This window comes from Aquisalimonas asiatica (assembly GCF_900110585.1).
Lineage (GTDB): Bacteria > Pseudomonadota > Gammaproteobacteria > Nitrococcales > Aquisalimonadaceae > Aquisalimonas > Aquisalimonas asiatica.
Genome location: NZ_FOEG01000001.1, coordinates 454,535 through 469,084, shown reverse-complemented (window position 1 = coordinate 469,084; position 14,550 = coordinate 454,535). Strand labels below are relative to the sequence as shown.

General features: G+C 67.0%; 10 protein-coding genes. 5 read left to right on the top strand and 5 right to left on the bottom strand.

Features of this window, described 5'->3' with window-relative positions; all coding sequences use genetic code 11:
* Positions 1-73 precede the first annotated feature (73 nt).
* The 3 genes from acnA (at position 74) to BMZ02_RS02225 (ending at position 5,123) form a co-directional block, all read left to right on the top strand.
* Positions 74-2,806, top strand: a complete 2,733-nt coding sequence (acnA, locus tag BMZ02_RS02235) for an aconitate hydratase AcnA (protein ID WP_091639553.1) — start codon at positions 74-76, stop codon at positions 2,804-2,806.
* A gap of 326 nt (positions 2,807-3,132) precedes the next feature.
* Positions 3,133-4,437 carry an OmpA family protein gene (locus BMZ02_RS02230; RefSeq protein WP_171909774.1) on the top strand — a complete coding sequence of 435 codons (1,305 nt, stop codon included), beginning with the start codon at positions 3,133-3,135 and terminating at the stop codon, positions 4,435-4,437.
* Between the two features lie 86 nt (positions 4,438-4,523).
* Positions 4,524-5,123: a DsbA family oxidoreductase gene (locus BMZ02_RS02225; protein ID WP_091639548.1), complete on the top strand. Its 600-nt coding sequence runs from the start codon at positions 4,524-4,526 to the stop codon at positions 5,121-5,123.
* A gap of 5 nt (positions 5,124-5,128) precedes the next feature.
* Here the strand turns inward: BMZ02_RS02225 and BMZ02_RS02220 are convergent, their stop codons facing one another.
* Both BMZ02_RS02220 and BMZ02_RS02215 read right to left on the bottom strand, forming a co-directional pair.
* On the bottom strand, positions 5,129-5,743 hold the full coding sequence (locus tag BMZ02_RS02220) for a TetR/AcrR family transcriptional regulator (RefSeq protein ID WP_091639546.1): 615 nt from the start codon (positions 5,741-5,743) through the stop codon (positions 5,129-5,131).
* 50 nt (positions 5,744-5,793) lie between these two features.
* Positions 5,794-7,227 carry a hypothetical protein gene (locus BMZ02_RS02215; protein ID WP_091639545.1) on the bottom strand — a complete coding sequence of 478 codons (1,434 nt, stop codon included), beginning with the start codon at positions 7,225-7,227 and terminating at the stop codon, positions 5,794-5,796.
* Positions 7,228-7,445: 218 nt separating this feature from the next.
* Between BMZ02_RS02215 and ppk1 the strand changes: the two genes are divergently transcribed.
* Complete coding sequence (gene ppk1 / locus BMZ02_RS02210) at positions 7,446-9,539, top strand: polyphosphate kinase 1 (RefSeq protein ID WP_091639544.1); 2,094 nt, start codon at positions 7,446-7,448, stop codon at positions 9,537-9,539.
* On the opposite strand, the gene BMZ02_RS02205 is transcribed toward ppk1, so the two are convergent.
* On the bottom strand, positions 9,505-11,007 hold the full coding sequence (locus BMZ02_RS02205) for a Ppx/GppA phosphatase family protein (protein WP_091639543.1): 1,503 nt from the start codon (positions 11,005-11,007) through the stop codon (positions 9,505-9,507). The genes ppk1 and BMZ02_RS02205 overlap by 35 nt on opposite strands.
* On the bottom strand, positions 11,004-11,501 hold the full coding sequence (locus BMZ02_RS02200; protein ID WP_091639541.1) for a SixA phosphatase family protein: 498 nt from the start codon (positions 11,499-11,501) through the stop codon (positions 11,004-11,006). The genes BMZ02_RS02205 and BMZ02_RS02200 overlap by 4 nt, the downstream gene beginning before the upstream one ends.
* Positions 11,502-11,742: 241 nt before the next feature.
* On the opposite strand from BMZ02_RS02200, the gene typA reads away from it, so the two are divergent.
* Positions 11,743-13,566: a translational GTPase TypA gene (gene typA / locus BMZ02_RS02195; RefSeq protein ID WP_091639540.1), complete on the top strand. Its 1,824-nt coding sequence runs from the start codon at positions 11,743-11,745 to the stop codon at positions 13,564-13,566.
* 269 nt (positions 13,567-13,835) lie between these two features.
* Here typA and BMZ02_RS02190 read toward each other — a convergent pair whose 3' ends face one another.
* Positions 13,836-14,549 carry a M48 family metallopeptidase gene (locus BMZ02_RS02190; protein WP_091639538.1) on the bottom strand — a complete coding sequence of 238 codons (714 nt, stop codon included), beginning with the start codon at positions 14,547-14,549 and terminating at the stop codon, positions 13,836-13,838.
* Position 14,550 lies beyond the last annotated feature (1 nt).

The following is a 14,550-nucleotide window of genomic DNA, read 5'->3' as shown; positions in this document are numbered from 1 at the left end:
GCGCTCATGGACATGCGGGGCGAGCAAGGCCGGACCGGACGAGAGCACCAACTGGTAAAGACTGGGAGGCATAATGAAAGACAGTTTCAAAGCACGTTCGACGCTGAACGTCGATGGGCAGTCCTACGAGATGTTCAGCCTGAAGGCGCTCGAGGACCGCTTCGATCTGGGTCGACTCCCCTTCGCGCAGAAAGTCCTGCTGGAGAATCTCCTGCGCAAGGAAGACGGCGTCAACGTCACCGCGGAAAACATCGAGGCGCTGGCCCAGTGGGACCCCAACGCCAAGCCGAGCACCGAAATCGCGTTCACCCCTGCGCGCGTGCTCATGCAGGATTTCACCGGTGTCCCTGCAGTGGTTGACCTGGCCGCCATGCGCGACGCCATGCAGCGGCTCGGCGGTGATCCCAAGCGCATCAATCCGCTGGAGCCCGCCGACCTGGTCATCGACCACTCCGTCATGGTCGACCATTTCGGCACCAAGGACGCCCTGAGCCTGAACACCAAGCTCGAGTACCACCGCAACCACGAGCGCTACAAGTTCCTGCGCTGGGGGCAGAACGCCTTCTCGAACTTCCGCGTCGTGCCCCCGGGCACCGGCATCGTGCATCAGGTCAACATCGAATACCTGGCGGAAGTCGCGTTCACCAAGGAAGCGGACGGCGTCAAGCGCGTCTACCCCGACACCCTGGTCGGCACCGACTCCCACACCACCATGGTCAACGGTCTCGGTGTGCTGGGCTGGGGCGTCGGCGGCATCGAGGCTGAAGCCGCCATGCTCGGTCAGCCCATCAGCATGCTGATCCCGCAGGTGGTCGGCTTCAAGATGCGCGGCAAGCTGCCGGAAGGCGCCACCGCCACCGACCTGGTGCTCACGGTCACGCAGATGCTCCGCCAGAAGGGCGTGGTGGGCAAGTTCGTCGAGTTCTTCGGCGACGGCCTCTCGAACATGCCGCTGGCCGACCGTGCCACCATCGCCAACATGGCCCCCGAGTACGGCGCCACCTGCGGCATCTTCCCGGTGGACAACGAAACGCTGCGCTACCTGGAACTCACCGGCCGCAGCGAGCACCAGATCAAGCTGGTGGAAGCCTACTTCCGCGAGCAGGGCATGTGGCGCGAGGACGGCCAGCGCGAGGCGGAGTACACCGACGTGCTCGAGCTGGACCTCTCCACCGTCGTGCCCAGCCTGGCCGGCCCCAAACGGCCCCAGGACCGGGTCGCCCTGACCGACGCCAAGGAGACCTTCGACGCCAACCTCAGCAAGTTCCTGGAGGACCATCACGGCGCCGAGGAAGAGCGCTTCCTCAACGAGGGTGGTGACACCGCCGTGGGCGGCCAGGTGGACTACGACAAGGGCGCGGTCCAGGTCGAGATCAACGGCCAGAAGACGCTGATCAAGCACGGCGCCGTGGTGATCGCCGCGATCACCAGCTGCACCAACACCTCCAACCCGGACGTGCTGGTCGCCGCTGCGCTGGTGGCCAAGAAAGCGCGCGAGCGCGGCCTCGGCACCCAGCCGTGGGTGAAGACCTCCTTCGCCCCGGGCTCCCAGGTGGTGCCGGCCTACCTGCAGCGCGCCGGTCTGCAGCACTACCTCGACGAGCTGGGCTTCCAGGTCGCCGGTTTCGGCTGCACCACCTGCATCGGCAACTCCGGCCCGCTGCCGGACGAAGTCACCCAGGCGATCCGCGAAGGCAACCTGATGGTCTCCTCCGTGCTCTCCGGTAACCGGAACTTCGAAGGCCGCGTGCACCCCGAAGTGCAGACCAACTGGCTGGCCTCGCCGCCCCTGGTGGTGGCCTACGCCCTCGCCGGCAGCATGACGGTGGACATCACCCGCGAGCCCATCGGCAAGGACACCAAGGGCGAGCCGGTCTACCTGAAAGACATCTGGCCGTCGCAGCAGGAAGTCGCCGATGTCGTCAGCGGCAGCCTCGACCGCGAGATGTTCCAGGAGCGTTACGCGGACGTGTTCGCCGGTGACAGCAACTGGCGCAACATCGAGGTTTCGGATGCCGAGAACTACGACTGGGCGCCGTCCACCTACATCGCCAACCCGCCCTACTTCGAGGGCATGACCATGGAAGAGCCAGGCATCTCCGAAATCAAGGATGCCCGCTGCCTGGTCTACGTGGGCGATTCCATCACCACCGACCACATCTCCCCCGCCGGCGCCATCAAGCCCGACAGCCCGGCCGGCGAGTACCTGCAGCAGCAGGGCGTGGAACCCAAGGAGTTCAACTCCTATGGCTCCCGTCGTGGCAACCACGAGGTGATGATGCGTGGCACCTTCGCCAACGTGCGCCTGCGCAACAAGATGGCGCCGGGCACCGAGGGCGGCTGGACCACCCACGTGCCGTCCGGCAAGGTGACGAGCATCTTCGATGCCGCCATGCAGTACAAGCAGGACAACACCCCACTGGTGGTGCTGGCCGGCAAGGAGTACGGCACCGGCTCCAGCCGTGACTGGGCGGCCAAGGGCACCAACCTGCTGGGCGTGCGCGCCGTGATTGCCGAGAGCTACGAGCGTATCCACCGCTCCAACCTCGTCGGCTTCGGTGTCGTGCCGCTGCAGTTCAAGGATGGCGACAGTGCCGAAGGCCTCGGCCTCACCGGCAGTGAATCGTTCTCCTTCTCCTCCCTGGAGGGTGAGCCGGAGATGGTGACCGTCACCGCGACGGCACCGGACGGCGCCACCAAGACGTTCGATGCCCAGGTGCGCATCGATACGCCGAAGGAGTGGGAGTACTTCCGTAACGGCGGCATCCTGCACTACGTGCTGCGCAACCTCGCCAAGGAATCCTGAAGCCCGGGATCCCTTAGGGGTTGAACCAAGAGGCCGGCCGGTTCCTGAACCGCGCCGGCCTTTTTTCGTCCACGGCCATGGTGGACCTGAAGGTCCACCCTACGCGGACTACATTCATGGCCAGTGTCCCACCTCCCGGCATGGCAACATTCGTAGGGTGGACCTTCAGGTCCACCAAGTGAAACGGCCAGAACGTGCTCACACCCTCAAGAAATCACCCCGGTGGCCGATACCCGTGTCAGCACAGGCAGCCCTGACTGACACGAACCATGACCCTGACATCCACGTGCCAACGTCCGACGTCCAAGCCATCCGGCCTGAACCGGATGTACAGCAAGGCGTGCTCCGCGGTCTTTCTGGCCGGCCTGCTATTGCTGCCGGTCGCCGCCCAGAGCGATGGCGTGCTACCAAACCCCGAGCAGCACTACATGGCCAGCCTCAACGAGAGCAGCTGGTACTGGGAACGTCATGCGGACGCCTGTCACCTGATGCATGCCATCCCGGGCTTCGGGCTTGCCGTGTTCTCCCGGGCAAGCGATGGCGCAGTGGCCCTGCGCATCTACACCGGCAATCCGCCCGAGGAATCCCGGACCGTGGATCTCTGGTCGGCGCCGCGGGACTGGGACGCAGCGGCGGTTCGGCGGATCGGGTCCGTAGAGGGCGCACCCGGCCCGGAAACCTTCCGCTTCGGATCGACTATGGCAGTACAGGTATTACGCGAGCTGGAACGTGGGGCCTACCCCACGCTCTCCTTTGATGACTGGCATGCGCCGGAGAGCACGCTTGCCGTCAGCCTTTCCAACGCGGGATTCCGGCCGAAGTACCGGGCCTTCATGCGCTGCCGGCCGAACGAGGACACCCAACGGCCGGCGTCCGGGCGCGACGGTACGCCAGACGGGGGCGAAGCCCCCGATGCCCTGACCGTGCTCGACAGCAATCCCGCCGACGCGGCGGACGAGGCGCCCGGCGAGCTGGTCTCCGTAACCACCCGCCAGACCGCGCCCGAGCCGACCACCATCACCCTGGAGTCGGACAACGGCCTTCCGGCGTCCCCTCCCTCCCGCCTCCTCGCCCGCCATGGCCAGGCCGTCATTCCGGCCGAGCTCCTGGAGGCGGAGCGTGAAGCCCGCCGCGAGCAGGAACGGGAACGCGAGCGCGCCCGGCGCGCTGCCGAGGAGGAAGAGCGGCGCGCCCAGGCCGAGGCGGAAGCTGAAGCGCGAGCGGAAGAAGCCGGCAACGGCGACGACAACGGCGAGAACGGCGACGCGGAGATGGTCTACGAACCGGATGCGGACGTCCCCGACGTGGTCTATTTCGTCTCCGGTGATACCGGTCTCACGCGCACCGAGCAGAGCCGCATCAATGAGTTCGTGGAGTCCCTCGGCGACGACAGCGAGGCCACCATCACCATTACCGGACATACCGGCAGTGCGGCGCCGGAAGCCTACAACGAGGCGCTGGGCCGTGAGCGCGCAAGTGCGGTTCGCGACTACCTGGTCGACCAGGGGATCGCCGAGAATCGCATCGTGGTGGCCACGGCCGGCTCCCGGAACCCGGCAGCGGAGGACGACTCCCCGTTCGAGCAGGCGGCCAACCGGCGCGCCCGGCTGCACGCCGGCGAGCGGGACTGATCCCTGTCGCCACGCCCGCGCCACGGACGGCGCGGGCGTGGGGGGACCTGTGGCACCGTCGCGGCGACCGCCTGTACACTGCGCCCATGCGCAAAGACCCGGCCGTTCCCGTCACCCTGTTCTTCGATTACAACTGCCCCTTCTGCTACGTGGCCAATCACCGGCTCGAGCGGCTCAACGCCCGCTACGGGCTGGATATTCTGTGGCGTTTCCTGGAGACCCGGCCGGAAGCACCAGGCGGCGACCCCGCCACGCCGGATCTGTTGAAGCAGCCCGCGTTGCAGGCCCTCCTGCAGGAAGAAGAGCTGCCCTGGCAGCCGCCCGAGACCCTGCCCAATACACGCCGCGCCCTGCTGCTTGCGCAAGCGGTGCTCCTGTACCGCCGGCCGCGGTTTCCGGCAATTCACCGGGCGGTTTTCCATGCCGTCTTCGGTGAGGGGCGGGATATCGGTGATGCGGAAGTGCTCTCGGCGCTGGCGCAGGAGGCCGGCGTGGAGGATCTGCTTACCACCGCCTGGCAGACACCCGAGCCGGTGGAGGCGGTTCTCTCCCACGTTCAGGCGGCACAGGCACTGGGGCTTGCCAATGTTCCGGCGCTGGTGGTGGCCGAGCGGCCGTTTCAGGGGGCGGTATCCACGGCGTTGCTGGAGCAGGCGTTACGGCAGGCCGCGCAAGGCGGGGCCTGAGCGGTTCAGCCGGTCTTCTGACCGCTTTCCCGCTGGCGTTCGGGGACGAAGCCGGGAATCAGGGTCATGCTGACGTAATCCATGTAGTCTTCGAACTCGGGGCCGGCGGGAATGGTTTCGGGGGCATCGCGCCGCATCTGCAGCGTACCGAGATAGACCGAATAGGCCAGCACCGCACGCTGACGCGCCTCCCCGGGGCCCAGCCCCATCGCCGAGTAACAGTCCACCATGAAGCCGATGCGCCGGTTGTTGACCCGCTTGATCACCGGCCCCACGAGAGGGTCGTTGGCGCCAGCGGCGAAGGCGAGATAGAGCTGACCGGCGCGCTTGCTGCCGTCGGCGTTGCGAAACAGCCGGTGAATCCGGTTACGGGGATCCTGCTCACGTTCCGCCCGCGCGATCACGTCTTCCGTCTGCTGCCGTTCCCAGCGCTTGAGGGCGGCATCGAGCAACGCGCCACGGTTGGCAAAGTGCCAGTAGAAGCTGCCTTTGGTCACGCCGAGCGCACGCGCAATCCGCTCCACGGCCACGGCCTCCACACCGCTCTCGGCTACGGCGTCGAGGGCAGCGTCAGCCCAGTCATCAGCGGTCAGCGAACGGCGGTGATTCGATCTGCTCATGGCTGTTTTCTACACCATACGTTTGCGTATGGCAACCGCCATGGCACCGATCAGCGCGCCGCTCTGGATTCCTGGCTGGTGGGCGATGGCAATCGCCCTCTCGACACCAGTGCATCCGGCTTGACCCGCCAGTTCCGCTGGCGAACGGTCTCCTCGATCCACAGCGGCAGAAAGATCACCAGATCGTACAGCTGAATCAGCAGCGAACTCACGAAGGCTGCCAGGCTCGCCAGCAGCCTGCACAGCAACATGGCAATCTGCAGCGCGACTGCGACCGTGTACCCGCCGGCGATGCGGCCATGGCGGACGAGACCTCGGACCGGCAGTACCGTGAATACCAGTGCACAGGGCAGCAGGATCACCAGGGCTGCCTGAGCGCCCGGCGCCATGATCGGCCCCAGTGCCGTATCCAGTGAGGCGGGCGGAATGCCGCCGTGGTAGAGCGTCAGGAAGGCGAACGCCGCGATCAGGACAAGTACACCACCGATGCCCGACCAGAACAGCCAGCGCCGGGTCTCCGTATCCAGGCCGGATACCCCTGGCAGCATGCGTGTGGCACGGCTGCTCTCCATGAGCAGCAGTCCGAGCAGCCCCACCGCACCGAGCAGGAGAATGGTCGCCGAGGTCCCCAGCCCGGGCAGGCTCTCTGCCGGCGACGCGGTTCCCAGGAGGCTGTTCAGGGGCTCCGCAAGGAGCTGACCGAGCACCACAAAGCCCAGCCCCGCCAGCGCCAGCCACGCCACGGACAGGCTGAACCGCCAGAGTGAATGCACCGCCAGCACATCGATTCTCACACGGTGCTCGTCCCGCAGCGCCTCGTAGGCGTTGACGCGCTCAATGGCGTCATCGGCGCGCTGGCGCAGGCGCTCCACCCGGGCCGTCAGCTCTTCGACGGCCCCCCGCACCCGCCGCCAGTAGGGCATGGTGCGGTGGAGCACGAGATAACGGCGCCGGGTGGCCCGGCGGTAGGCATCCAGCAGGTCGGCCCGCTGCGTTTCCAGACCGTCGCGCAGGTCCTCGAGCGTTTTCTTGACGGTCGGATCCACGCCACCGAAATCCGGCCCCAGGTGCTCCACGAGTCTGGGCCATCCCGGCAGGTCCGGCGGCGGCGCGCCGCTGGTCCGGTAGTCCTGCTCCAGTTGGCTCAGGTGGGCCCGGAGCTGCTGTTCCAGCTCCGGAATCCCCTTGAGTTCGCGCTCCAGGTCCTCGCCGAACCGCTCCAGGTTCCAGTCCGCCGCGTCGCGGGCGTGCTCCCGTGCCTGTGCCAGCAGCACGGAGCGCGTCCACGCCCGGGCGTGGTGTTCGGCGTGCACGCAGTACCGCGCCAGCAGGCGCAGCAACCGGCGTGCCCCGGTGAACACCAGTCGGATCAGCCGATGCACCGGCATCCGGGCAAGATAGCCCGCCACCAGGATCACCAGCACCCAGATCAGCGCGTTCAGCGCCGGAACGGGTGTCAGGGAGAGAACATCCGGCTCAAGCATCCTGCCTCCTGTGCATGTCGGTGGTGCGGTCGTCGGCGGCGTTTCCGGCGCATGACAATCGAGAATGCACGAGATACTCCCCTGTCGACCGCGTTTGCCGTCACAATTATGCGTGGGCGAGCGCGTAAATCGCAAAACGGCGGGTCATGCCTCTGTCACACGATGACGTTACGGTGACACCGCTGGACGGCAGGCCAACAGGAACCCACGGGACATCAATGGACTCCATCGACCTGAAACACCCGGATCTCTACATCAACCGGCAGATGAGCATGCTGGAGTTCAACGCCCGGGTGCTGGAGCAGGCGCGGGCAACGGACGTGCCACTGCTGGAGCGTCTGCGCTTTCTGTGCATCGTCAGCACCAACCTGGACGAATTCTTCGAGATCCGCGTGGCCGGGCTCAAGCAGGCCCATGAGCTGGGGTCGACCCAGGCCGGCGCCGACAATCGCATGCCCCAGGAAGTCCTTCGCGACATCAGTGCCCGGGCCCATGAGCTGGTCGCGGAGCAGTACGATATTCTCAACAATGAGTTGATCCCCGCTCTGGCGCGGGAGGGGATCCGCTTCATCCGTCGCGACGAGTGGAACGCGGCACAGCGCACATGGGTGCAGCGGTATTTCGAGCAGTCGCTGCTGCCGGTGCTCAGCCCCCTGGGGCTCGACCCGGCGCACCCCTTTCCGCGCATTCTCAACAAGAGCCTCAACTTCATCGTCGAGCTGGAGGGCAAGGACGCCTTCGGGCGCAACAGCGGCATGGCCGTGGTGCAGGCGCCCCGTTCCCTGCCCCGTCTCATCCCCGTGCCGGCGGACGCGGCGGGCGGCCCCAACGAATGGGTTTTCCTGTCGTCGATGATCCACGCCCACGTGCACCAGCTCTTCCCCGGCATGACGGTCCTGGGCTGCTTCCAGTTCCGCGTCACCCGAAACAGCGACCTGTACGTGGATGAAGAGGAAGTGGACGATCTCCTGGTTGCCATGGAGGGCGAGCTGCAGTCGCGCCGTTATGGGGACGCCGTGCGCCTGGAGGTGGCCGCCAACTGCCCCGACCACATGCGGCGCTTTCTTCTCGACGAGTTCGAGCTGGCGGCCGATGACCTCTACCCGGTGGACGGCCCGGTGAACGTGAACCGGCTCATGGCCATCTGTGACGGGGTGGACCGACCTGACCTGACATTTCCGGCCTTTACGCCGGCGGTACCCTCGGAAGTGACCCACAGCGGCAGCCTGTTCAAGCTGCTGCGCAAACAGGATCTGCTGCTGCACCACCCGTTCCAGTCGTTCGCCCCGGTGGTGGATTTCGTGCGACAGGCCTCCAGGGACCCTGCCGTACTCGCGATCAAGCAGACCCTCTACCGGACCGGGCCGGATTCCGCCATTGTCGACGCCCTGGTTGCCGCCGCCCGCGCCGGCAAGGAAGTCACGGTCATTATCGAGTTGCGGGCACGCTTTGACGAGGAAGCGAACATCCGGCTCGCCAACATGCTCCAGGACGCCGGCGCACACGTGGTCTACGGGGTGGTGGGACACAAGACCCACGCCAAGATGGTGCTCGTGGTGCGCCGTGAGAACGGCCGGCTGCGCAACTACGTCCACCTCGGCACGGGCAACTACCACTCCCGCACGGCCCGGCTGTATACCGATTACGGGTTGCTCACGGCGGACCCGGTCATTGGCGAGGATGTCCACCGGATCTTTCTCCAGCTCACGAGCCTGGGCAAGGTGGCGCGGCTGGAGAAGCTGCTGGAGTCTCCCTTCACCCTCTTCGACACCCTTCTGCAGAACATCGAGCGGGAGGCGGAGCATGCCCGCGCCGGGCGTGGCGGGCGTATCATCCTCAAGGTCAACTCCCTGGTGGAGCCGCGCACCGTGCAGGCCCTTTATGCGGCCTCCATGGCCGGCGTGGAGATCGACCTGATCATCCGTGGCATGTGCGCGTTGCGACCGGGTGTGGCGGGGGTTTCCGAGACGATCCGCGTGCGCTCGATCATCGGCCGCTTCCTGGAGCACACCCGGGTGTTCTATTTCGCCAACGGCGGCGACCCGGTTCTTTACGCATCCAGCGCCGACTGCATGGAGCGCAACTTCTTCCGGCGCGTCGAGACCGCGTTTCCCATCGAGCCCCCGGCGCTGCAGCAACAGGTGCTCAGCGACCTGGAGGACTACCTGCGGGATAACACCCAGGCGTGGCTGCTGCAGCCGGACGGATCCTATCGCCGGGCCCATCCCGCCGACGGCGAGGAGCCCTTCAGCTCACAGCAGGCCCTGCTGGTACGCCTCAGCGGACACGGAGCGCCAATCCAAGACGTTTGAGGGCCGTGGACTCTTCCGCCAGATCGGCCCGGGTGAGCGGATGGGCCTCCAGCCATCCGGCCGGGAAGCGCAGGTCGAGCCGGTCGTCACGGCGACGCAGTGCGACAGCCGGAAGCGCGTCGTCCAGACGGCTGCGATGCAGCACCGTCGCCAGGCGCAACAGGGGTATCAGCCGCTCGACCCGCAGTCGGCGGTTATCCGGCACGGCGTCCAGCGCCTTGCGCGAGATCTTGCGGCGATGGCAGCGGATGAGTGCGGCCAGCACGGCCTGATCCTGGCTTGAGAAGCCGCTGAGATCACTGTGCCGCGCCAGGTACTCCCCATGCCGGTGGTAGCTGCCGTGGGCAATGTCGAGACCGATTTCGTGGGTCTCCGCCGCCCACCGCAGCCAGGCCTCCGCCTCATCGTCAAGTCCCCAGGCGCGCCGCACCTGCCCGAACAGGTGGCGTGCGGTCCCGGAGACGCGGTTGGCCTGTTCGGCATCCACGTGGTAGCGCGCCATCATGGCGGTGATCGCCTGGTCGCGGACATCACGGGAGGCCATGCGGCCCAGCAGGTCATGTAACACGCCCTCGCGCAGTGCACCGTCCGATGCCACCATGCGCTGGATGCCCAGCCCCTGGAACACGCCGAGCAACACCATGACGCCGCCGGCAAAGACCGGGCGGCGGTCGGCGTCCAGCCCCGGGAGATCGAGGCTCGATTCGCGCCCTGCCCGGGTCAGGCACTCCCGCAGCCGCAACAGGCCGTCCAGGGTGATCGCGTCGGGTGACAGGTCCAGCCCTTTCAGCACGGCCTGCACTGCCCGCACGGTTCCTGATGCGCCTACCGCCTGCGCCCAGTGCGCGTTGTGATAGCGGCGCGCAACCGGCTCCAGCTCCTGGGCGACGCGCAGCGCGGCCCGGTCCAGCGCCCGCGGCGTATAGCGGCCCTTCGGAAAACACTGGCGTGCAAGCCGGACGCAGCCCATTTCGAGGCTGTCCATATGCAGGGGCATGACGCCCTCGCCCACGATCAGCTCCGTGCTGCCACCGCCGATGTCCACCACCAGCCGGCGCTGGCCATCGTCACCGAGGCTATGGGCGACCCCCAGGTAGATCAGCCGGGCCTCTTCCACGCCGGAGACCACCTCCACGCCGTGTCCGAGCGCGGACTCCGCTGCCGCCTGGAAGCCCTGGGCATCGCGCATGACCCGCAGTGTGTTGGTGCCGACGACGCGTACACTGCCCCGCGGAAGGCCGCGCAGGCGCTGGCCGAAACGGTCCAGGGCCTCCAGTGCGCGTTCGCGAACCGCGGGATCGAGCCGTCCGCGGGCGTCGACGCCCTCCCCGAGCCGCACCATGGTCTTGATGCGGTCCACAACCCGCAGCTCGCCGCCCTGCAGGCGGGCAACGACCATGTGGAAGCTGTTGGAGCCGAGGTCTACCGCCGCGACGGTGTTGCCGCTCTCCGATGCCGATGCGGTCATTCCCGTGACCGCACGCCGAGGCCCGCGCGCAGGAACAGCTCCAGCTGGCCGCGCCCCGCGCTAATGCCCCCCTGGAAAGCAAGCATGGCCACGGAGGCCTTGCCGAACCGGGCCGGTCCCCACGGGGTGCCCGTCAGCCCGACGCCCAGCAGCAGATTCATCTGCGGCTCATGGCCCACGAGCACCGTGACCGGCGCGTCGGGAAGCGCGCCCAGCCAGTCGTAAACCGATGCCGGGTCGCCATGGGGTACCAGGCCGGTGGAAATCTCCCGCTGGCCCGGCTGAAGGTGCCTGGCGAGGATATCCGCGGTCTGGATTGCGCGCAGGTAATCACTGCTGACCATGCGGTCCACCGGCCCGACGGTCGCAGCCAGGTCTGTGGCAACGGCTTCCACGCGACGCCGGCCCGGGTCCGTCAGGGCGCGCTCGGAGTCGCGCTGACCGGGGCCCGCATCTTCGGCAATGCCGTGCCGCATCAGTAACACGCGTTGCATCGGAAACTGCCTCCCGCACCGGTAAAACCGCAGTCTGACATAGCCGAAACGCCGGTAGAAACGTAACTCCGCGGCATTTCGAGAGTTTGAACTTGAGACGGAGCGCCGGGACGCGGATAATGCGCCCACCGCCGGCCCATGTAACCGGGCCGGCCCGTCAGTTGTTGACCCTCTGACCAGCAGCAGCGCCGTCGGTACCGATGGCGCTCCACTCTGTTAGCGACCCACGGACGTACCCGACGTGATCGAAAATCTTCGCAACATCGCCATTATTGCCCACGTTGACCACGGCAAGACCACCCTGGTGGATCGCCTGCTGCAGCAATCGGGCACCCTGGATGCCCGCGCCCCCCAGACGGAGCGCGTGATGGACTCCAACGATCTGGAGCGCGAGCGCGGCATCACCATTCTCTCCAAGAACACCGCCATTCTCTGGAACGGCTATCGCATCAACATCGTGGACACGCCCGGCCACGCCGACTTCGGCGGCGAGGTGGAGCGCGTGCTGTCCATGGTGGATTCGGTGCTGCTGCTGGTGGACGCAGTGGACGGCCCCATGCCGCAGACCCGCTTCGTACTGCAGAAGGCGCTTGAGCAGGGCCTGAACCCGATCGTTGTCATCAACAAGATCGACCGCCCCGGCGCCCGCCCGGACTGGGTGCTGGACCAGACCTTCGACCTCTTCGATCGCCTCGGCGCCACCGACGAGCAGCTCGACTTCCAGGTGGTCTACGCATCGGCCCTGAACGGCTTCGCCAGCGATGATTCCGAGGTGCGCGAAGGCGACATGACGCCGCTGTTCCAGATGATCGTCGATGCGGTGAACCCGCCGAAGGTCGACCCGGAAGGCCCGCTGCAGCTGCAGGTCACGTCGCTCGACTACAGCTCCTACGTCGGCGTCATCGGCGTGGGCCGGATCACCCGCGGGCGTGTCCGTACGAACACCCAGGTGCAGGTCATCGACCGTCACGGCAAGACCCGCTCGGCGCGGGTGCTGCAGGTGCTGAACTACCTCGGCCTGGAACGCACCGAGGTGGAGGAAGCCAGTGCTGGCGACATTATTGCCTTTACCGGCGTGGACAACCTCCACATCTCCGACACCCTCTGCGACCCGAACCACGTCGAGGCGCTGCCGGCGCTCACCGTCGACGAGCCCACGGTGAGCATGACCTTCGTGGTGAACAACTCGCCGTTCGCCGGCCGCGAGGGCAAGTACGTGACCTCGCGCCAGATCCGCGAACGCCTGGAACGGGAGCTGCTGCACAACGTGGCGCTGCGCGTCGAGCCCACGGATGATCCGGAGAAATTCCGCGTCTCCGGACGGGGCGAGCTGCACCTGGGCGTGCTGATCGAGAACATGCGCCGGGAAGGCTACGAGCTGGGCGTCTCCCGTCCCGAGGTCATCGTGCGCGAGGTGGACGGCGTCAAGCAGGAGCCCTACGAGCAGCTCACCGTGGACGTGCCCGAGACCTCCCAGGGTGGCGTCATGGAGAAGCTCGGCGAGCGCGGTGGCGAGATGCACAACATGGCGCCGGACGGCAAGGGCCGCGTGCGCATGGACTACATCATCCCGGCCCGCGGGCTGATCGGTTTCCGCACCGAATTTCTCACCGCCACCTCCGGCGATGGCCTGATGTTCCACGTGTTCGATCACTACGGCCCGTATCGCGGCCAGGATCTCGGTCAGCGCGGCAACGGGGTGCTGATCTCCAACGGCCCGGGCAAGGCGCTCGCTTACGCCCTGTTTACCCTGCAGAACCGGGGCAAGCTCTTCATCGGCCACGGTGACGAGGTCTACGAGGGCATGATCATCGGCATCCACGCCCGCGACAACGACCTGGTGGTAAACCCGCTCAAGGCGAAGCAGCTCACCAACGTGCGTGCCGCCGGCAACGACGAGAACCTGGACCTGGTGCCGCCGATCCGCATGACGCTGGAGCAGGCGCTGGAGTTCATCGACGACGACGAGCTGGTGGAGGTCACCCCCGAGGCGATCCGGGTGCGGAAGAAGCTGCTGCTGGAGAACGAACGCAAGCGGGCGAGCCGGGCTGCGGCGAACGCGTGAGGGGACCAACGCGCCGGGCCTGACGCCGGGTTCGGTGCGGGGGTGTTCGGGAGCGGCTCCGGCACTCCGCCCAACTACACCTTCCGCCGGAAGGTGTAGTTTCCGTTCCTCCGGCCTGGTCGGTTTACAGCACATCCCTGTGCTGTAAACCGATGGCGGCGTCCCTGCCGCCACCCTTCGGGCCGGACGGCCTACGGACCGGAGCTACGTGAGTCGCCTCTCCCGAACACCCCCGCACCGAACACCTACCCTTGACGGCAACAGTTCACCTACCCCCATTCCCGTTGGTGTGCTCTCAGCGACCGCCGATGAATGCGCCAGTCGGGCATCATGCGGTCCATCTGCGCGTAGAAACGCGGGCCGTGATTGAATTCCAGCAGGTGCGCCAGCTCGTGCACTACCACGTAGTCGATGCACACCAGCGGTGCGCGGATCAGCCACAGGTTGAGATTGATGCTCCCGCGGCTGGAGCAGCTTCCCCAGCGGCTGCGCATGGCGCGGATCCGCAGCCCCGGCATGCGGGACGGGGGCAGCCCCACCGCCGGGTACCAGTGCGCGAGGCGTTCGGCGAACACGGTGCGTGCGCGGGCGCGGTACCATTCCCTTAGCGCATGCTCCACGCGCACCGGATCGTCGGGGTCGCCAACCCGCAGCCATAGCAGGTCGCCCTGACGAACGGCGCGGCGCGATTTGCCGGCGCGCACCCGCAGCGTCAGCCCGTCGCCCAGGTAGGGATGGCGGGCACCGTCGGTGTAGCGTGGTGTTGGCGGCGCTTCCGGCAGGCCGTTGAGTGTGTCCCGCAGCCACGCTTCCCGGCCGCGGGCGAAGTCCAGGGCCTGGCGCCGCGGCGTGCCCTTGGGGACGCGGATCTCCACGCGGCCGTCCGGGAAAACGTAGAGGCCCAGCGTGCGCCGGCGGGTCTCCCGCACCTGAACCGCATGCTTGCGGCCATCCAGCAGCAGGTGCTCGGTGTCGTTCGTCATG